This window comes from Streptomyces flaveolus (genome assembly GCF_000716535.1).
Taxonomy (GTDB): Bacteria; Actinomycetota; Actinomycetes; order Streptomycetales; family Streptomycetaceae; genus Streptomyces; species Streptomyces flaveolus_A.
Map to the genome: position 1 here is coordinate 272,730 of NZ_JNWV01000037.1, position 18,727 is coordinate 291,456.

Sequence of the window (18,727 nt, forward strand, 5' to 3'; positions counted from 1 at the left end):
AGACCGGTGGCCGCGGTGGAAGCAGGGAGCGGCGATGGCGGAACAGCGGCGGCCGGGCGCGAACGGTGCGGCGGCACCCGAGCACGTGCTCGTGGTCTTCCCGGGGTACTACCGCTCGTGGGCGGCGTGGATCGCGCAGTGCCTGGAGCGGCACGGACACCGGGCCACCCTCCAGCGCTGGGACCCGCCGCGCGAGGTCGCGCTGGAGGACTCGCTCGGCGACCTGCTGCTGGCCAGCGGAAAGGTACTGCTGGTCCTCAACGACTGGTTCTTCGAACTGGGCCCCCGCCCGCCGGGCGAGTGGAACGACGCGCTGCGCGGCTTCGTCGCCGCCCACGCCGACCGGTTCGCGGCCGTCAACCTCACCAACCGGCCGCTGCTGCCCGCCACCGCCGTCCTGGAACCGGCCAGCCTGTGGGCGCTGAGCGAGGAGGCCGCCGAGGACCGCCTGCTGCGCCGCCTGGGCCTGGAACCGCTCGCCCGCCCCCGCACGCTCGCCGGCCGGATCCGCTACCCGGACGAGCGCTGCGAGATCTGGGGCGAGGTGCCGCGCCGCAACCCGCGCTTCACCGGCCGCGACGACCTGCTGGGCGAACTCCACCAGCGGCTCGCCGACGCCGAGCGCGGCGCCGCCGCCTGCACGCTCGTCGGCATGTCCGGCATCGGCAAGACCCAGCTGGCCGCCGAGTACGCGCACCGCTTCAGCACCGACTACGACCTGGTGTGGTGGGTCAACAGCGACGACCGCACCATCCAGCGCGACCGCCTCGGCGAACTCGCCGTCGAACTCGGCCTGCGCATCGGCAGCGAGCCCGGCGAGCGCATCCGCGCGGTCCGCAACGCGCTCAGGCGCGGGGAGCCGTACGCGAACTGGCTGCTGGTCTTCGACGGCTGGGACGACATCGAGGGCGTGACCTCGCTGCTCCCGCAGGGCACCGGGCACGTGCTGATCACCTCCCGCAACCGGGGCTGGAGCGAGCACACCGACGTGCTGGAGATCCCCGCGTTCCTGCGCCCCGAGTCCACCGCCTACCTGATGCGCCGCGCCCCGCACATCAGCGCCCACGAGGCCGACGAGGTGGCCGCCGAGTTCGGGGACGTGCCGCTGCCGCTGGTGCAGGCCGCGTCCTGGCTCGGCGAGTCCGGCATGGAGGCCGCCGAGTACCTGCGGATGGTGCGCGAACGGCGGCTGTCCACCGTCGACGAGCCCGTCACCGGCGAGGGCTTCCCGCAGTCCTCCCTCACCTCCTGGGCCATACTGCTCAACCGGCTGCGCCGCTCCCAGCCGCAGGCCATCGAGGTGCTCGGCCTGTGCACCTCCTTCGCCCCCGGACGCATCCCGCTCGGCCTCATCCGCGCCTACCCGCGCGCCGAACTGCCCGAGGAACTGCGCTGGATGTCCACCGACCTGCCCGCGTGGACCCGGGCCCTGGACACCCTCGTCAACTACTCGGTGCTCACCCGCGAGACCCGCGGCCCGCTGGCCGCCGAGATGGGCCCGCACCAGGAGTCGGTGCACATGCACCGGCTCGTCCACGACATCGTCTCCAAGCTGACCGGCGACGGCAGCCACGAACTGCACCGGCGGGCGGTGCGCACCCTGCTCGCCGAGGCCGACCCCGGCAACCCCGCCGACAGCCGCAACTGGCCGCGCTACGCCGAACTGCTGCCCCACCTCGAACCCTCCGGCGCGCTGGAGAGCCGGCAGCCGCGCGTGCAGGAGCTGGTCCTGAACTGTCTGCGGTACTGCACCCGCAGCGGCGAGTACAGCGGCGGCCTGGAACTGGCGCAGCAGGTGCGCGAGCACTGGTCCCGGTTCATGGACCCGATCGACCAGCCGATGCTCGACCTGGCCACCCAGGAGGGCAACATGCTCCGCAACAGCGGCCGGTTCCGCGAGCTGTACGAGCTGCACCGGGGCGTGCTCAAACAGCTCCAGGCCGCGCCCCGGCGCAACGAGATCGGCGAGCTGGTCAGCAAGAGCGCCATCGCCTCCGGCCTGCGCTCCCTGGGCCGCTACCAGGAGGCGTACGACCTCCAGCGCGAGGTCCTCGACGGCAACGAGCGGCTCCTCGGCCCGGACGAGCCGCCCACCCTGGTCGCCCGGCACAACCTCGGCGTCACCCTGCGCATGCTGGGCCGGTACGCCGAGGCGCTGGACCTCGACCTGGAGACCCTGGCCCGGCGCGAGAGCGTGCTGCGGGCCCGGCACATCAACACCCTCCACTCCGGGAACGCGGTCACCCACAGCCTCCGCCTGCTCGGCCGCTACCGCGAGGCGCTGGCCCGCCAGGAACCCGTCGTACGGCTCCATGTGCAGGTGCTCGGCCCGCAGCATCCGCAGACCCTCGAAGCCCGCTCCCAGCTCGCCATGTGCCGGCGCCGGGAGGGCGGTCACGCGCCGGACGTCGGCCCCGGCATGGCCAGCCTGCTGGACCAGCTCATCCAGCTGCACGGCCGCGAGCACTACCGCACGCTGGCGTTCCTCACCAACTACGGCAACTACCTGCGGGAGCACGGCGATCTCAGCCAGGCCCGCGACCTCATCGACGAGGCGGAGGCCGGCTACCGGTCGCTGCTCGGCCCCGCGCACCCCGTGGCCACCGGCATGCTGTCCAACACCGGGCTGGTGATGCAGGCGGCCGGTGAGCGGGGCGAGGCCCTGTCCATGTTCGAGTCCGCGCTCGCCGGCCTCGGCGCCACGCTCGGCCCGGACCACCCCTGGGTCCTGGGCTGCGCCCTCAACGCGACCGGCGCGCGCAACCTCAACGGCCGCATCGAGGACGCGATGGAACTGAGCCGCGACACCCTGCGCCGGTCCCGGCACACACTGGGCCACGAGCACCCGCTCACGCTGTCGTGCCAGGTCGCTCTCGCCGCGGACCTGAGGGCGGCACACGAGCAGGAGGAGGCGGGGAAGCTGGAGGAGGACGCCCTGTTCGCCCTCACCCGCACGCTGGGAGCCCAACACCCCCACACGATCTCGGCCCGCCAACGGACCAGGCCCTACTGGGACTTCGAGGCGTACCTGGGCTGAAAGCGTCCCGCAAGGGGCGCGGGGAACCGCGCGAGCAACCGAGGACGGTCCGCAGCCGCGCACCATCCGCTACCGCCCCGCCGGGCAGGCGAAGAGCCCGGTACCGAGTCGGAACTCGGCACCGGGCTCTCAGCTTGGCTGACCGCCGGAGGCACTACGCGTCGAAGACCTCACGCACGAGCTGCTCCTGCTCCGCCTGGTGCCGCTTCGCGGAGCCGACCGCCGGGGACGAGGAGTGCGGACGCGAGATGCGCCGCAGGCGCTCGCCGTGCGGGACGTCCGCGCCGACCGCCAGGTCCAGGTGGTCGATCAGGTTGAGCGCGATGAACGGCCACGCACCCTGGTTCGCCGGCTCCTCCTGCGCCCACAGGTACTTCTCGGCGTTCGGGTACTTGTTGACCTCCGCCTGGATCTCGGCACCCGGCAGCGGGTACAGCCGCTCGATGCGGATGATCGCGGTGTCCGTCACGCCCCGCTTCTGCCGCTCGGCCTCGAGGTCGTAGTACAGCTTGCCGGCCACGAAGACGACCTTGCGGACCGCGGCCGGGTCCGCCGCCGTGTCCCCGATGACGGGACGGAACTGACCCGACGTGAACTCCTCCGTCTTCGACGCGGCGGCCTTCAGGCGCAGCATCGACTTCGGGGTGAAGACCACCAGCGGCTTGTGGTGCGGGTTGTGCACCTGCCACCGCAGGAGGTGGAAGTAGTTCGACGGCAGGGTCGGCATGGCGACCGTCATGTTGTTCTGCGCGCAGAGCTGGAGGAAGCGCTCGACCCGGGCCGAGGAGTGGTCCGGGCCCTGGCCCTCGTAGCCGTGCGGCAGGAGCAGGGTGACGCCGGACGTCTGGCCCCACTTCTGCTCCGCTGCCGAGATGTACTCGTCGACCACCGTCTGGGCGCCGTTGACGAAGTCGCCGAACTGCGCCTCCCACATCACGAGCGCGTCGGGACGGGCCAGCGAGTAGCCGTACTCGAAGCCCATGACCGCGTACTCGGACAGCAGGGAGTTGTAGACGTTGTAGCGCGCCTGGTCCTCGGCGAGGTACTGGAGCGGGGTGTACTCCTCGCCCGTCTCACGGTCGATGAGGACCGCGTGGCGCTGGCCGAAGGTGCCGCGCTGGGAGTCCTGGCCGGACAGCCGGACCGGGGTGCCCTCCAGCAGCAGGGAGCCGACGGCGAGGGTCTCGCCCATGCCCCAGTCGATCGTGCCGTCCTCGACCATCGCCGCCCGGCGCTGCAGCTGGGGCAGCAGACGCGGGTGGACGTGGAAGGAGTCGGGGATGTTGACCTGGGACTCGGCGATGCGCTTGACGACCTCCGAGGAGATCGCGGTGTTCACGGCGACCGGGAAGTCCGCCTGCGGGTCCGGCACGGGGCCGGTGGCCTGTTGGGTCGTGACGGCCTCGCGGACCTCCGTGAAGACCTTCTCCAGCTGACCCTGGTAGTCCTGGAGGGCCTGCTCGGCCTCTTCCAGGGTGATGTCGCCGCGACCGATCAGGGACTCGGTGTAGAGCTTGCGCACCGAGCGCTTCTTGTCGATCAGGTCGTACATCAGCGGCTGGGTGAAGGCCGGGTTGTCCGACTCGTTGTGACCGCGGCGGCGGTAGCAGATGAGGTCGATCACCACGTCCTTGTTGAACGCCTGGCGGAACTCGAAGGCCAGCCGCGCGACGCGGACCACGGCCTCCGGGTCGTCGCCGTTCACGTGGAAGATCGGGGCCTCGATCATGCGGGCCACGTCCGTCGCGTACATGGAGGAACGCGAGGACTCGGGGGCCGCGGTGAAGCCGACCTGGTTGTTGATGACGATGTGGACCGTGCCGCCGGTGCGGTAACCGCGCAGCTGCGACATGTTGAGGGTCTCGGCCACCACGCCCTGGCCCGCGAAGGCCGCGTCGCCGTGCAGGGCGACGGGCAGCACGGTGAAGTCCGTCCCGCCCTTGTTGATGATGTCCTGCTTGGCGCGGGCGATGCCCTCGATGACCGGGTCGACCGTCTCCAGGTGGGACGGGTTGGCGGCCAGCGAGACCTTGATCTGCTCGCCGTCCAGGCCGGTGAAGGTGCCCTCGGCGCCCAGGTGGTACTTGACGTCGCCGGAGCCGTGCATCGACTTCGGGTCGAGGTTGCCCTCGAACTCGCGGAAGATCTGCGCGTAGGACTTGCCGACGATGTTGGCGAGGACGTTCAGGCGGCCGCGGTGGGCCATGCCGATGACGACCTCGTCCAGGCGGGACTCGGCGGCGGAGTCGATCACCGCGTCGAGCAGCGGGATGACGGACTCGCCGCCCTCCAGCGAGAAGCGCTTCTGGCCGACGTACTTCGTCTGCAGGAAGGTCTCGAAGGCCTCCGCGGCGTTCAGCCGGCGCAGGATGCGCAGCTGCTCCTCACGCTCCATCTTGGAGTGCGGGCGCTCGACGCGGTCCTGGATCCACTTGCGCTGCTTGGGGTCCTGGATGTGCATGAACTCGATGCCGGTGGTGCGGCAGTACGAGTCGCGCAGCACGCCGAGGATGTCGCGCAGCTTCATCATCGACTTGCCGGCGAAGCCGCCGACCGCGAAGTCGCGCTCCAGGTCCCACAGGGTGAGCCCGTGCTCGGTGATGTCCAGGTCGGGGTGCTTGCGCTGCTTGTACTCCAGCGGGTCGGTGTCGGCCATGACGTGGCCGCGGACCCGGTAGGAGTGGATCAGCTCGAAGACGCGGGCGGCCTTGGTGACGTCGTCGTCGTGGCTGGCGTCGATGTCCTTGAGCCAGCGGACCGGCTCGTAGGGGATGCGCAGCGCCTGGAAGATGTCGTCGTAGAAGCCGTTCTCGCCGAGCAGCAGGTTCGCGACCTGGCGGAGGAACTCGCCGGAGGCGGCGCCCTGGATGACCCGGTGGTCGTAGGTCGACGTGAGCGTCATGACCTTCGAGATGCCGAGCTTGTTCAGGGTGTCCTGGCTGGTGCCCTGGAACTCCGCCGGGTAGTCCATGGAGCCGACGCCCATGATCACGGACTGGCCGGGCATCAGGCGCGGCACCGAGTGGACGGTGCCGAGGCCGCCGGGGTTGGTCAGGGAGACCGTGACGCCGGTGAAGTCGTCCATCGTCAGCTTGCCCTCGCGGGCACGGCGGACGATGTCCTCGTAGGCCTGCCAGAACTCGAAGAAGTTCAGCGTCTCGGCCTTCTTGATGGCGGCCACGACGAGCTGGCGGTCACCGTTCGGCTTGACCAGGTCGATGGCCAGGCCGAGGTTGACGTGCGGCGGCTTGACGAGGGTCGGCTTGCCGTCCTTCTCGCCGAACGACCAGTTCATCGACGGCATGGCCTTGATGGCCTGCACCATCGCGAAGCCGATCAGGTGCGTGAAGGAGATCTTCCCGCCCCGGGCGCGCTTCAGGTGGTTGTTGATGACGATGCGGTTGTCGAACAGCAGCTTCACCGGGACGGCGCGGACCGAGGTGGCGGTCGGCAGCTCCAGGGAGGCGTTCATGTTCTTGGCGACGGCGGCGGCCGGGCCGCGCAGCGTGATCAGCTCCGGTCCCTCGGGGGCCTCGGCGGCGGGGGCGGCCTTGGCCTTGGGCTGAGCGGGCGCCTGTGCGGGCTGCGCCGGCTTGGCCGGGGCGGGGGCCTTCGCCGCGGGGGCCGGGGCCGGGGCCGGTGCGGGGGCCGCGGCGGGCTTCGGAGCCGCGGGGGCGGCCGGGGCGGCGGCCTGGGGGGCCGGGGCCGCGGGCCGGGCCTGCGGGGCCGTGGTGGGGGTCTCTGCGGCCCCCGTGGCCGCAGTACCCGCCGGAGCCGGGGTGGCAGGTGCACCCGGCTTGTAATCGGCGAAGAAGTCCCACCAGGCACGGTCTACCGAATTCGGGTCCTGGAGGTACTGCTGATAGATCTCGTCGACGAGCCACTCGTTCGGACCGAACGCGGCAGCGGGGTTCTTCCCGGCTTGGTCGTCGGTGGAGATGCTCGAGTTACTGGGGGACTGTGGCGACACGGCGGCAACCGCCCTCTTCCGCTTCACAAGGTGATGGACAGCGGGAATAAAGGCTACGCCTCCCTGGCCGGGAAGGTCAGGTCGAGCAAGGTCATCGTCGCGTAAGTCACATCAAGAATCTTGTTTCAGGGCTTGAAATGGCGGGAAACAAGCGTGGTTCCACACGTCGGAGGGTGTGCGGGCCCGGGCCCTGCGCGTCTTCGTTCGACGGGTGGCGCGGGCCTGCCCTGATCACACGTGTCCGGCTGCGCGGACCGGCGGTCGACCGGCGTGGATCTTGTTGTTCGCTCGGACTTTACGTCAACTTGGGGTGGAAGTCAGTCCCGGAAGAGTGACGATGATCCGGCAGCCCCGCTCGGATTCGGCCACACCGATCCGGCCGCCGTGCAGATCCACCGCCCACCGGGCGATCGCCAGGCCCAGCCCCGTGCCGCCGTCGCTGCCCGGACCGTGCGGCCGGGTCACCGCACCGCGGTTGAACCGCTCGAACACCCGGTGCCACTCCGACCGGGGGATGCCGGGGCCCTCGTCCAGGACCTCCAGCTCCAGCGACTCCGGCTGCGGCCCGCGCCGCGCCCGCACGGTGACCCGGCCGTGCGGCGGGCTGTGCTTGACCGCGTTGTCGATCAGGTTCGCGACGACCTGGTGGATGCGCTCGGGATCCGCGTGCGCGGTCAGCTCCGGCGGGGAGACGTCGAGGTGCAGATGGACGTCCGTGCGCGTGTGGCTGCCGGAGCCGGTGGCCATGCCCGCGCGCGCGGAGGCGACCATGTTGGCCTCCTTCAGCACGCCGGACAGGTACGGCCACACCTCGAACCGCCGCAGCTTCAGCGGTACGACGCCGTTGTCCAGCCGGGACAGGTCCAGCAGGGTCTCGACCAGGCGGCCGAGCCGCTCGGTCTGCTTCAGGGCCGTCCGCATGGTCTCCGGGTCGGCCTCGGTCACCCCGTCGACGATGTTCTCCAGCACCGCGCGCAGCCCGGCGATCGGGGTGCGCAGCTCGTGCGAGACGTTCGCGACGAGCTCCTTGCGCTGGTTGTCCTGGGCCTCCAGCTCGTCGGCCATGACGTTGATCGTCTGAGCCAGGTCACCGAGCTCGTCCCGGCGGTTCTCGCGCACCCGGCGGGTGTAGTCGCCCTGGGAGATGGAGCGGGCCACCGCGTTCATCTCGTCCAGCGGCATGGTGAGCGAGTGCGCCACGAACTGCGTGATCAGCAGGGTGGCGATCATCGAGAAGACCGTGATGAAGCGCAGCTCCGTCTTGGTGTGCACCGCCACGATCGACAGACCCGTGGTGATCAGCACCGAGATGACGACGAGCACGCCCAGCTTGGTCTTGATCGAGAACGGGCGCACGCCGCCCCAGGGATCCTCGCCGAGGGTCCCTGGGCTCCTCCGTGCGGCCTGGCGCCCGCCGCCGCTCATGGGGTCGGCGTCTCCAGCGCGTACCCCACGCCGTGCACCGTACGGATCCGCTCGGCGCCGATCTTCCGCCGCAGCGCCTTGATGTGGCTGTCGACCGTGCGGGTGCCGGAGGCGTCCGCCCAGTCCCACACCTCGGCCAGGAGCTGCTCCCGGGAGAGCACCGCGCGCGGGGTGTTCGCCAGGCACACCAGCAGGTCGAACTCGGTGGGCGTCAGGTGGACGTCCTCGGACTTCACCCGCACCCGGCGCTGTGCGTGGTCGATCTCCAGCTCGCCGAGCCGCAGGATGCCGGAGCGCGGGGTGGTGGCGGCCAGCGCGGCCCGCTCCACCCGGCGCAGCAGCACGTGCACGCGTGCGGCCAGCTCCCGCATCGAGAACGGCTTGGTCATGTAGTCGTCGGCGCCCACGCCGAGCCCGACCAGCATGTCGGTCTCGTCGTCCCGCGCGGTCAGCATCAGCACCGGCACCGGCCGCTGCGCCTGCACCCGCCGGCACACTTCGAGCCCGTCGAAGCCCGGCAGCATGATGTCGAGGATCAGCAGATCGGGCTGCCAGGCCTCGGCGGTGTCGACCGCGGCCGGACCGTCGGCCGCCGTTTGCACCAGAAATCCCTCGGCGCGGAGCCGGGCCGCGATGGCGTCGACGATCGTGGGGTCGTCCTCGACGACCAGCACCCGGCGCTGTGCGCCCGGGGTGGTCGTCGCCGCGCCGCTCTGGGAGGTGTGTGTCTGCTCCATCGCCCGCCCCTGTTGTTGCTTTCCGGAATCAGTGGGGTGATCCCATGTCTGCGTTTGACGCTTGAATGATCGGCGTCAGGGCAGCACATTACGGTGACCGACCGCGCTGTCGCTATCCAGGTCGGACGGCGAGGTGGATGGCGTCCGGAACGCCCCGGGCAACCGGCACCTCTTCGGTACGCACCTGCTGGAACCCGGCATTCCGCAAGCTTCCTTCAAATTCCGGAGAGGGCTCGGCCGACCACACCGCGAGCACCCCGCCAGGCCTCAAAACCCTTGCGCAGGCAGCGAGTCCGGCCGGTGAGTAGAGGCTGTCGTTGTCCTCGGTGACGGTCCAGCCGGGGCCGTTGTCGATGTCGAGACACAGCGCGTCGAACGTGTCCGATGTCTCATTGACGTACCGCACGAGATCCGCTTCCACGATCGCGGTGCGCGGATCGGCGAGCGCGTCGGCGGACAGCTCCGCCAGCGGTCCGTCCCGGTGCCAGTCGACGACGGCCGGTTCCCGCTCCACCACGGTGATCCGCCCCCACCGGGGGTCGGCGGCGGCATGTGCGAGCGAGAACCCCACGCCCAGCCCGCCGATCAGCACCTCCGGCGTGGGCCGCCCGTCCAGCGCGGCGCGGGCCGCGTCGACCAGCAGCCGCTCCGAGCGGCCGTCCGAGGTGTCCATCAGGAAGCAGCCGTTGGCGATGATCTGCAGCAGCGCACCGTGTCTGCGCAGCACCACCTCGCCGTACGGGCCGTCGCGTCGGTCCAGGACCACGGGAGTGTCGTACACGGCAGTCATGACCCCATCCTGCTTGAACGGAGCCTGGCATTCACGGGAATTGCGCATGACCCCCACGGACGGGTGGTCCGCGCCGGGCCGGACGCGGCCGGCGGGTGAGAGGTTGCCGTGAATCCGCTCCCGGGTGGCGTCGGTCATAGACAGCGGGCACGCCGGGCACGAAGGGTGGGGCGGGACGGAAGGAGCGCCTCACCGTGGAACGGAGCACGACGGGCCCCACGCCGGACGCGTGCCCGCCCGCGCCGGGCACGCCCCTTCCCGACGGCACGGCCGCCGTCCCGGCCCCGGTCCTCGCGGGCCTGCTGGACGGCATGCCCCGCCAGCGCGCCGCCATCCCCGAGGCGGCCCCCGCCCCGGCGCGCGGTACCCCACCGCCGCACCGGCCCCCGCCCCGCCCGTGGCACCTGCTGCCGACCCCCCTCGGCACCCCCTTCACCTTCGCCTACGCGGCCGTCCTGGCCGTCACCTCCCTGTTCGCGGCCCACGCCGACCCCGGCCTGGTGCACACGCTCCACCAGGACTCCAGCACCGACGTGGCCCACCTGGTGCGCACACCCGCGCTCGTGCTGCTGGCGAGCGCGCTGTGGGTCGCGGGCGGGATCCTCTCGCCGTACACGGTGGCGTTCCTGCTGGTGCTCACGGCACTGGAGCGGCGTATAGGCGGGGCGCGGGCCGCCTGCGTCTTCCTGGCCGGCCACGTCCTGGCCACCCTCGCCACCGAGGTGCCGGTGGGCCTCGCCGTCCTGCTGGGCCACCTGCCCGACACCTCGCTGCACCGCCTCGACTACGGCATCAGCTTCGGCGTGGCCGCGAGCACCGGTGCCCTGACGGGCCTCCTGCGTCCGTGGCTGCGCTGGCCGTTGCTGGCCCTGGCGGCCGGCGGGCTGCTGAGCGACCTGCTGGCGTACGCGGACCCGCTGACGAACTGGGGGCATGTCATCGCCCTGACGATCGGTGTGGCCGCCTGGCCTCTCGTCCGACGCCGGCACCAGCGGGCCTGAGGCGCGGGGGAGCCGCGCGAACCACCCCAACGCGCCCGCCCCCGCGCACGTTTCCGCAGCTCATCCCGCCTGGGCGCAGGTGATCGCTCAGAGCGAACAGAGCCCCGGGAACAATAGACCTCGCCAGAACATTGAGTCGGCATAGCTCAAGTTGACTGCCGAAGGGGAGATCATGGCTGCTGAGTCACCGGCGTTCACGCTGAACCTGCCCGTGCTGCCGCTCGACGACGAGGTCGTGCTGCCCGGCATGGTGGTCCCGCTGGACCTGAGCGACGCCGAGGTGCGGGCCGCGGTGGAGGCCGCGCAGGCCGCCGCCCGCTCCGAACCCGGAAAGCCCAAGGTGCTGCTGGTGCCACGCATCGACGGCACGTACGCCAAGACCGGCGTCCTCGGCACGGTGGAACAGGTCGGCCGGCTCGCCGACGGTGACCCGGGAGCCCTGATCCGCGGCCGCAGCCGCGTCCGCATCGGCGCCGGCACCACCGGCCCGGGCGCCGCGCTCTGGGTCGAGGGCGCACGTGTCGAGGAGACGGTTCCCGAGCCGCTGCCGGGCCAGGTCGCCGAACTGGTCAAGGAGTACAAGGCGCTCGCCACCACCTGGCTGAAGAAGCGCGGCGCCTGGCAGGTCGTGGACCGCGTCCAGGCCATCGACGACGTGTCGGCGCTGGCCGACAACTCCGGCTACTCGCCGTTCCTGACGACCGACCAGAAGGTCGAACTGCTCGAGACCGCCGACCCGGTGGCCCGGCTCAAGCTCGCCACGCAGCAGCTCCGCGACCACCTCGCGGAGCAGGACGTCGCCGAGACCATCGCCAAGGACGTCCAGGAAGGCGTCGACAAGCAGCAGCGCGAGTTCCTGCTGCGCCGTCAGCTCGAGGCCGTCCGCAAGGAGCTGCGCGAGCTCAACGGCGAGAAGGAGGGCGAGGAGTCCGACGACTACCGCGCCCGCGTCGAGGCCGCCGACCTGCCGGAGAAGGTCCGCGAGGCCGCCCTCAAGGAGGTCGACAAGCTGGAGCGCGCCTCCGACCAGTCGCCCGAGGGCTCCTGGATCCGCACCTGGCTGGACACCGTCCTGGAGATGCCGTGGAACGAGCGGACCGAGGACGCGTACGACATCCAGGGCGCGAAGGCCGTGCTGGACGCCGAGCACGCGGGCCTGGACGACGTGAAGGAACGCATCACCGAGTACCTGGCCGTGCGCAAGCGGCGCGGTGAACGGGGCCTGGGCGTCATCGGCGGGCGGCGCGGCGGTGCCGTGCTCGCGCTCGTCGGCCCGCCCGGTGTCGGCAAGACCTCGCTGGGCGAGTCCGTGGCGCACGCCATGGGCCGCAAGTTCGTCCGCGTCGCCCTCGGCGGCGTCCGCGACGAGGCCGAGATCCGCGGTCACCGCCGTACGTACGTCGGCGCGCTGCCCGGCCGGATCGTGCGCGCCGTCAAGGAGGCCGGGTCCATGAACCCGGTGGTCCTGCTGGACGAGATCGACAAGGTGGGCTCCGACTTCCGGGGCGACCCGGCCGCCGCCCTCCTCGAAGTGCTCGACCCGGCGCAGAACCACACCTTCCGGGACCACTACCTGGAGGTCGAGCTGGACCTGTCCGACGTGGTCTTCCTCGCCACCGCCAACGTCCTGGAGGCCATCCCCGAGGCGCTCGCCGACCGTATGGAGATCGTGCGCCTGGACGGCTACACCGAGGACGAGAAGGTCGTCATCGCCCGGGACCACCTGCTCCCGCGCCAGCTGGAGCGGGCCGGCCTGGACAAGGACGAGGTCACGCTGGACGAGAGCGCGCTGCGCAAGCTCGCCGGCGAGTACACGCGGGAGGCGGGCGTGCGGACCCTGGAGCGGTCCATCGCACGGCTGCTGCGGAAGGTCGCCGCCCAGCACGAACTGGGCGAGCGCGAACTGCCGTTCACCGTCACCGACGGTGATCTGCGCGGGCTGATCGGCCGGCCGCACCACGTGCCCGAGTCCGCCCAGGACCCGGCCGAGCGCCGTACGGCCGTCCCCGGTGTGGCGACCGGCCTCGCGGTCACCGGCGCCGGCGGCGACGTGCTCTTCGTGGAGGCGTCCCTGGCCGACCCGGAGACGGGCGGGGCGGGGCTGACCCTGACCGGTCAGCTCGGGGACGTGATGAAGGAGTCGGCGCAGATCGCGCTGAGCTTCCTGCGCAGCCACGGCGCCGAGCTGGAGCTGCCGGTGGCCGACCTGAAGGACCGGGGCGTGCACATCCACTTCCCGGCGGGCGCGGTGCCGAAGGACGGCCCGAGCGCGGGCATCACGATGACCACGGCCCTCGCCTCGCTGCTCTCCGGCCGCCTGGTCCGCACGGACGTCGCCATGACCGGCGAGGTCTCGCTGACCGGCCGGGTGCTGCCCATCGGCGGCGTGAAGCAGAAGCTGCTCGCCGCCCAGCGCGCCGGGGTGACCACCGTCATCATCCCCAAGCGCAACGAGCCCGACCTGGACGACGTCCCGGCCGAGGTGCTGGACAAGCTCGACGTCCACACCGTGACCGACGTCCGCCAGGTCCTGGAACTGGCGCTCGCGCCCGCCACGAGCGACGCGACGCCGGAGGTTCCGGTAGCGGCGTGACGGACGCTGCCGGATGAGGCAGGGCCCGGGTCCCGTGAGGGAGGCCCGGGCCTTCGCCATGCGCCGTGCGGTGTCAGAGCGCGGTCAGCGACTGCTCCGCCCACACCGTCTTGCCGATCCGGTCGTGCCGGGTGCCCCAGCGCTCGGCGAGCTGGGCGACCAGCAGCAGGCCCCGGCCGCCCTCGTCGAAGATCCGGGCCCGGCGCATGTGCGGGGTGGTGCCGCTGGCGTCGTAGACCTCGCTGATCAGCGTCTTGCCCTGGTGGATCAGCCGGAGCCGGATGGGCGGGCGGCCGTAGCGGATGGCGTTGGTGACCAGCTCGCTGACCATCAGCTCGGTGGTGAACGCGGCCTCGTCCAGGCCCCACGCGGAGAGCTGGTCGGTGGCGTACCGGCGGGCCAGGGAGACCACGGTGGGCTCGTCGGACAGTTCCCAGGAGGCGACCATGTCCTCGTGCAGGCCCCGGGTACGGGCCACCAGGAGAGCGATGTCGTCGTCGGGGCGGTGGCTGAGCAGGTCGGTGAGGACCCGGTCGCACACCGACTCCAGCGACTCCGCGGGACGGCCGAGCGCGATGAACATCTTGTCCAGCGCCTCGTCGATGTCGTGGTCGCGGGCCTCCAGCAGCCCGTCGGTGTAGAGCGCGAGCAGACTGCCCTCGGGCAGCTCCGTCTCCATCGCCTCGAAGGGCAGCCCGCCGAGCCCGAGCGGCGGCCCCGGCGGCACGTCGAGGAAGCGTACGGCGCCGTCCGGGGTCACCACGGCGGGCGGCGGATGCCCGGCCCGGGCCACGGAGCAGCGGCGCGAGACCGGGTCGTAGACGGCGTACAGGCAGGTGGTGCCGATGCCGCCGACGGTGTCGGCGCCCGGGTCGGCGCTGCCCTCGTCGGCGGCCAGCCGCAGCACCAGGTCGTCCAGGTGGGTGAGCAGCTCGTCGGCGGGCAGATCGACGTCGGCCAGGGTGCGCACCGCCGTGCGCAGCCGGCCCATGGTGGCCGAGGCCCGGATGCCGTGGCCCACCACGTCACCCACGACCAGCGCCACCCGCGCCCCGGACAGCGGGATCACGTCGAACCAGTCGCCGCCCACGCCGGCCCGGCTCGCGGCCGGCAGATAGCGGGTGGCGATCTCCAGCGCCCCCTGGTCGGGCACCGGGTGCGGGAGCAGGCTGCGCTGCAACGCCACGGTGGTGGTGCGGGACCGGGAGTAGCCGCGGACCTGCTCCATGCCGGCGGCCGCCTTGGCGGTGAACTCCTCGGCGAGCCGCAGGTCCTCCGGGCCGAAGAACCCCCGCTGCCCGTGCCGGCCGAACAGGGCCACGCCGAGCGTGCTGCCCTGGGCGAGCAGCGGGACCGCGAGCAGGGAGCGCGTCCCGGACGTGCGCAGCCACGAGGCGCCCGGGTCCAGCGCGGCCCACTCGGCCACGGCCGGGTCCGCCATGTCGTACAGCATCGGTCGGGCCGCCGTCAGACACCGGGCGGGCGGTGAGTCCGCCGGGCAGACGACCACCTCACCGATGCCGGCACCGGCACCGGTTCCGACGCCGCTGCCGTGGCCGCGCCCGCCGCCGCCCCGCACCGCGCGCAGGGCGGCGCGGCGCAGGACCACCTGCTCCGGCGGCCGGCCGGCCGCCTCGGCGGTGTTCCACGGGGAGTCCAGGAGGTCCACCGCCATGAGGTCGGCCAGCCGGGGGACCGTGACCTCGCCGAGTTCCTGGGCCGCGCGGGCCTGGTCCGCCGCCGTGCCGACGGGCGCGCCGGACTCGCCCGAGGGGCGCGGCCCGCCGGCGGTCTCCTGGGCCGGCTCCGGCACGGACAGGCAGACGGCCCGTACCCGGCCGTCGGCGTCCTTCAGCGGGGTGAGGACCGTGGCCGGGCCGAGGTCCGGGCCGAGCCGGCCCCGCGCCTCCTGCGGCCGGCCGCACTCCAGCGCCCGCCGCATCGACCGGTCGGCCTCCTCGCTCGCGGTGCCCGGCGTGATGTGGGCGAGGCGGAGCCCGCGCATCGCCGCCTCGGGCAGGGCGAGGGCGTGTTCCATCCGGCGGTTGGCGCGCACCAGGCGCAGGTCCGCGTCGAAGATGGCCAGCGGAAAGGGGGACTGGAGGAACGTCCACTCCTCCAGGGGTTCGCCGCGCGGGGGTTGGGTCCGGGCCGTCACCGCGCTCACCACGAGCCAGTCGGTGGCGCCGGTGCGCGAGGTCCGGCGGTGGGCGAGCACGCCCAGCTCCAGGAGCCTGCCGTCCTGGTGGCGCAGCGGGACGGTGCCGTTCCAGCGGGTCCGGCCGGCCAGCGCCCGCCGGACCGCCGCGGCGTCGGCGGCGAGCAGCGCGGTGGCGGGCCGGCCGACCACCGCCGGGGAGTCGTAGCCGAGCAGCCGCCGCGCGCCCTCGCTCCAGCCGGTGAGGATGCCTTGCTCATCGATGGTGGCCGTGGCCGTGTACGTCGACTGTCGCTCCATCGCCGCTCATCTCGCCCTTGCTCGGCAGGCTCTCCTGACCAGCATGATCCCGGGCGGCGCGGAGCACCAACGCAACGCGGCGCACACGGTGGCCCCGCCGTCGGGCGGGAGCCACGGTGTGCGCCGTTAGCCGTTAGCCGTGAGTCGTCGGCGGTTGGCGGTCAGCGTTCAGCCGTCAGCCGAGGGCCAGGGCCTGCACCCGGTCCAGGGCGCCGTTGAACTTGTCGTGGTCGCCGACCGTCGGGCCGGAGGAGGTGTACTGCCACATCGTGTAGTACGACCAGCCGGCCGGCAGCGTCCCCGGGTCGGAGGCGTAGCGGGCGATCCACAGCGGGTTGTTCACGGCGAAGCCGCCGTAGTTGCCGGTGCACTGGGTCCACCAGCTCGTGGCGGTGTAGATCACCGGGTAGCGGCTGGTGCGCGCCTTGTACGTGTTGATGAAGTCGGCGATCCAGCTGACCATCTGGCTCGCGGTCTTGCCGTAGCAGGCGGCGCCGTACGGGTTCCACTCGATGTCGAGGGCGCCGGGCAACGTCTTGCCGTCCCGGGACCAGCCGCCGCCGTGGTCCACGAAGTAGTTGGCCTGGGTGGCGCCGCTCGTGGTGTCCGGGGTGGCGAAGTGGTACGAGCCGCGGATCATGCCGACGTTGTAGGAGCCGTTGTACTGCTGGGCGAAGTACGGGTTCGTGTAGTACGTGCCTTCCGTGGCCTTCGTGTACGCCCAGCGGACCCCGCTGTTCCACAGGGTCGACCAGGCCACGTTGCCCTGGTAGCCGGAGACGTCGACGCCCTCGGTCTGGGTGACGTCACCGGTGCTGGGCGTGCCGTCCTGGCCGTCGTGGGCGAGGACGCCCATGCCCATGTGGGCCGAGCCGCGGCTGGGCGTGCTCGCGGCCTGGGCGGAGGTGAGCGGGAGCGTGAGGGAGAGCGCCGCGAGCAGGGCCGTGAGGAGGACGGCGAGGGGGCGCGGGTGGATCGGCAGGGGGGAGCGGGGGGAGCGGGTGGAGCCGGGTCTGAGCACGGGCATGACGTGCCTCCGGGGAGTGGAGTGGGGGGAGTGACGTGGGGGACTGCGACACCGACCGTCGGCCCACTGGCGTGGGCATGCCATTAACGACGTGGTAAAGAAGCTACGCACGTAGATGAAGGCGTGGGAAGAGGGTCCGGACGACGCCGTTGGTCTACGCCTGCGAAATACTGACAGAGCTGCGGCAATGACGACTTTTGACAGAAACTTTCAGGACCGCGAAACCGAGCAGGGGTGCTGACGTGCACGAGGACGGAAGCGACGGCGCGCACGGCGCCGTCGGCCACATGACGCCCAGTGGTGCAGACCAGGAATTCCTGGCGCTGGAGCGCGAGTTGACCGTGCTGTTCCGGCGTGCCCGGGCCAACCAGGGCGAGATGGCCCGGGAGGTCCACCCCGACCTGGAGTCCTCCGCGTACGGCCTGCTCATCCGGCTGGACGAACTGGGCGGACAGCGGGCCACGGAACTCGCCGCCTACATCGGGGTCGGCAAGGCCACCATGTCCCGCCAGCTACGCGCCCTGGAGAACCTGGGCCTGATCGCCCGCGAGCCCGACCCGGCCGACGGCCGCGCCTGGCTCGTCACCCTCACCGACGAGGGCCGCCGCCGCGTCGGCACGGTCCGCGAGGCCCGCCGCGCCCGCTACGTCCGCCAGCTCGCCCACTGGGACCGCCACGAGGTCGCCGAACTGGCCCGGCTGCTGCACGAACTGAACGGCGTCATGGCGAAATAGCGCAGCACCGGCGTCACGGCCCGGCACGGCGAACCAGTCGGCACCACGGCCCTGCCGGGCGCCACCGCACGGCCGGGCACGACAGCAGCACCGGCCCGGCATCGGCGCGTGGTCCGGCACCGGCGCACGGCCCGGCACGGGCCCGGCTCTGGTACCGGCCCGGCTCTGGTGGCAATTCGGCATCGGTGGCGGTTCGGCCGTGGCGTGCGGTCCGGCACCGGTATCGCGGCCGGCCGGCACCGGTATTGGTGCGCGTCCTCGCGCCGGTAGCGCCGGCAACTCGGCACCGGCCCGGTTCTGGTACTGGCCCGGCTCTGGTGGCAACTCGGCGGCGGCTCGGCCATGGCGTGTGGTCCGGCACCGGTTTCGAGCACGGCCGGTACCGGCATCAGTGCGCGGCCTCGCGCCGGTACCGGCGGCAATTCGGCAGCGGCGGCGGCTCGGCCGTGGCGTGCGGTCCGGCACTGGTATCGCGCACGGCCGGCACCGGCATCATTGCGCGCCCTCGGACGGGTACCGGCGGCAACTCGGTATCGGCCCGGTCCTGGCGCCAACCCGGCATCGGCGGCGGCTCGGCTCTGGCGTGCGGTCCGGCACCGGGTTCGCGTACGGCCGGCACTGGCATCAGCGCGCGGCCTCGCGTCGGTACCGGCGGCATTTCGGCAGCGGCGGCGGCTCGGCCGTGGCGTGCGGTCCGGCACCGGTATCGCGCGCGGCCGACACCGGCATCAGTACGCGGTCCCGCGCCGGCACCAGCGGCAACTCGGCACCGACCCGGCCCTGGCACCAACCCGGCATCGGCACCGGCCCGGCCCTGGTGCGTGGCCCGGCCCTTGCGTGCGGCCCTATATCAGCGCGCGGCCCGGCCCCAGCCACGGCATCCCGCCCAGCCCCCAAGGTCCCGCCCCGCCCCCGGCGTCACACCGGCCCCGGCGTCACACCCCGCCCCCAGCGT

10 protein-coding genes are annotated in these 18,727 nt (G+C 72.3%); 4 read left to right on the forward strand and 6 right to left on the reverse strand.

The window, feature by feature from the left end:
* Positions 1-34 precede the first annotated feature (34 nt).
* Entirely contained in the window at positions 35-3,037 is a 3,003-nt protein-coding gene (gene fxsT / locus OO52_RS35885) for an FxSxx-COOH system tetratricopeptide repeat protein (protein ID WP_030658673.1), read from the forward strand.
* Between the two features lie 154 nt (positions 3,038-3,191).
* Here the strand turns inward: fxsT and OO52_RS35890 are convergent, their stop codons facing one another.
* From OO52_RS35890 to OO52_RS35905, 4 genes are all read right to left on the reverse strand, one after another.
* Positions 3,192-7,007 (reverse strand): multifunctional oxoglutarate decarboxylase/oxoglutarate dehydrogenase thiamine pyrophosphate-binding subunit/dihydrolipoyllysine-residue succinyltransferase subunit, encoded by a 3,816-nt coding sequence (locus OO52_RS35890; protein ID WP_030939251.1) that lies wholly within the window; start codon positions 7,005-7,007, stop codon positions 3,192-3,194.
* Between the two features lie 300 nt (positions 7,008-7,307).
* Positions 7,308-8,432, reverse strand: a complete 1,125-nt coding sequence (locus OO52_RS35895) for a HAMP domain-containing sensor histidine kinase (RefSeq protein WP_030659026.1) — start codon at positions 8,430-8,432, stop codon at positions 7,308-7,310.
* A complete protein-coding gene (locus tag OO52_RS35900) occupies positions 8,429-9,169 on the reverse strand; it encodes a response regulator transcription factor (protein ID WP_014674952.1) in 741 nt (246 codons plus the stop codon). Before OO52_RS35900 ends, OO52_RS35895 begins: the two co-directional genes overlap by 4 nt.
* Positions 9,170-9,281: 112 nt before the next feature.
* The gene (locus tag OO52_RS35905; protein ID WP_030659028.1) at positions 9,282-9,959 is read right to left on the reverse strand and encodes a spermidine synthase; all 678 of its coding nucleotides are present in this window, start codon (positions 9,957-9,959) and stop codon (positions 9,282-9,284) included.
* Between the two features lie 194 nt (positions 9,960-10,153).
* Between OO52_RS35905 and OO52_RS35910 the strand changes: the two genes are divergently transcribed.
* Both OO52_RS35910 and lon read left to right on the forward strand, forming a co-directional pair.
* On the forward strand, positions 10,154-10,960 hold the full coding sequence (locus OO52_RS35910) for a rhomboid-like protein (protein ID WP_234337968.1): 807 nt from the start codon (positions 10,154-10,156) through the stop codon (positions 10,958-10,960).
* A 172-nt stretch (positions 10,961-11,132) separates the two neighbouring features.
* Complete coding sequence (gene lon / locus OO52_RS35915) at positions 11,133-13,553, forward strand: endopeptidase La (protein WP_030659033.1); 2,421 nt, start codon at positions 11,133-11,135, stop codon at positions 13,551-13,553.
* Between the two features lie 73 nt (positions 13,554-13,626).
* On the opposite strand, the gene OO52_RS35920 is transcribed toward lon, so the two are convergent.
* Positions 13,627-16,011, reverse strand: coding sequence for a SpoIIE family protein phosphatase (locus tag OO52_RS35920; protein ID WP_030659035.1), 2,385 nt, complete (start codon positions 16,009-16,011; stop codon positions 13,627-13,629).
* Between the two features lie 175 nt (positions 16,012-16,186).
* A complete protein-coding gene (locus OO52_RS35925; protein ID WP_030659037.1) occupies positions 16,187-17,038 on the reverse strand; it encodes a lysozyme in 852 nt (283 codons plus the stop codon).
* 242 nt (positions 17,039-17,280) lie between these two features.
* Here OO52_RS35925 and OO52_RS35930 point away from each other — a divergent pair, with 242 nt between their 5' ends.
* A complete protein-coding gene (locus OO52_RS35930; protein WP_030659039.1) occupies positions 17,281-17,772 on the forward strand; it encodes a MarR family winged helix-turn-helix transcriptional regulator in 492 nt (163 codons plus the stop codon).
* Positions 17,773-18,727: the final 955 nt, after the last annotated feature.

Bases quoted from the DNA above. Each gene is read 5' to 3' on its own strand.
- fxsT (WP_030658673.1), top strand. From the start codon at position 35: ATGGCGGAACAGCGGCGGCCGGGCGCGAACGGTGCGGCGGCACCCGAG.
- OO52_RS35895 (WP_030659026.1), bottom strand. From the start codon at position 8,432: ATGAGCGGCGGCGGGCGCCAGGCCGCACGGAGGAGCCCAGGGACCCTC.
- OO52_RS35900 (WP_014674952.1), bottom strand. From the start codon at position 9,169: ATGGAGCAGACACACACCTCCCAGAGCGGCGCGGCGACGACCACCCCG.
- OO52_RS35905 (WP_030659028.1), bottom strand. From the start codon at position 9,959: ATGACTGCCGTGTACGACACTCCCGTGGTCCTGGACCGACGCGACGGC.
- lon (WP_030659033.1), top strand. From the start codon at position 11,133: ATGGCTGCTGAGTCACCGGCGTTCACGCTGAACCTGCCCGTGCTGCCG.
- OO52_RS35920 (WP_030659035.1), bottom strand. From the start codon at position 16,011: ATGGAGCGACAGTCGACGTACACGGCCACGGCCACCATCGATGAGCAA.
- OO52_RS35925 (WP_030659037.1), bottom strand. From the start codon at position 17,038: ATGCCCGTGCTCAGACCCGGCTCCACCCGCTCCCCCCGCTCCCCCCTG.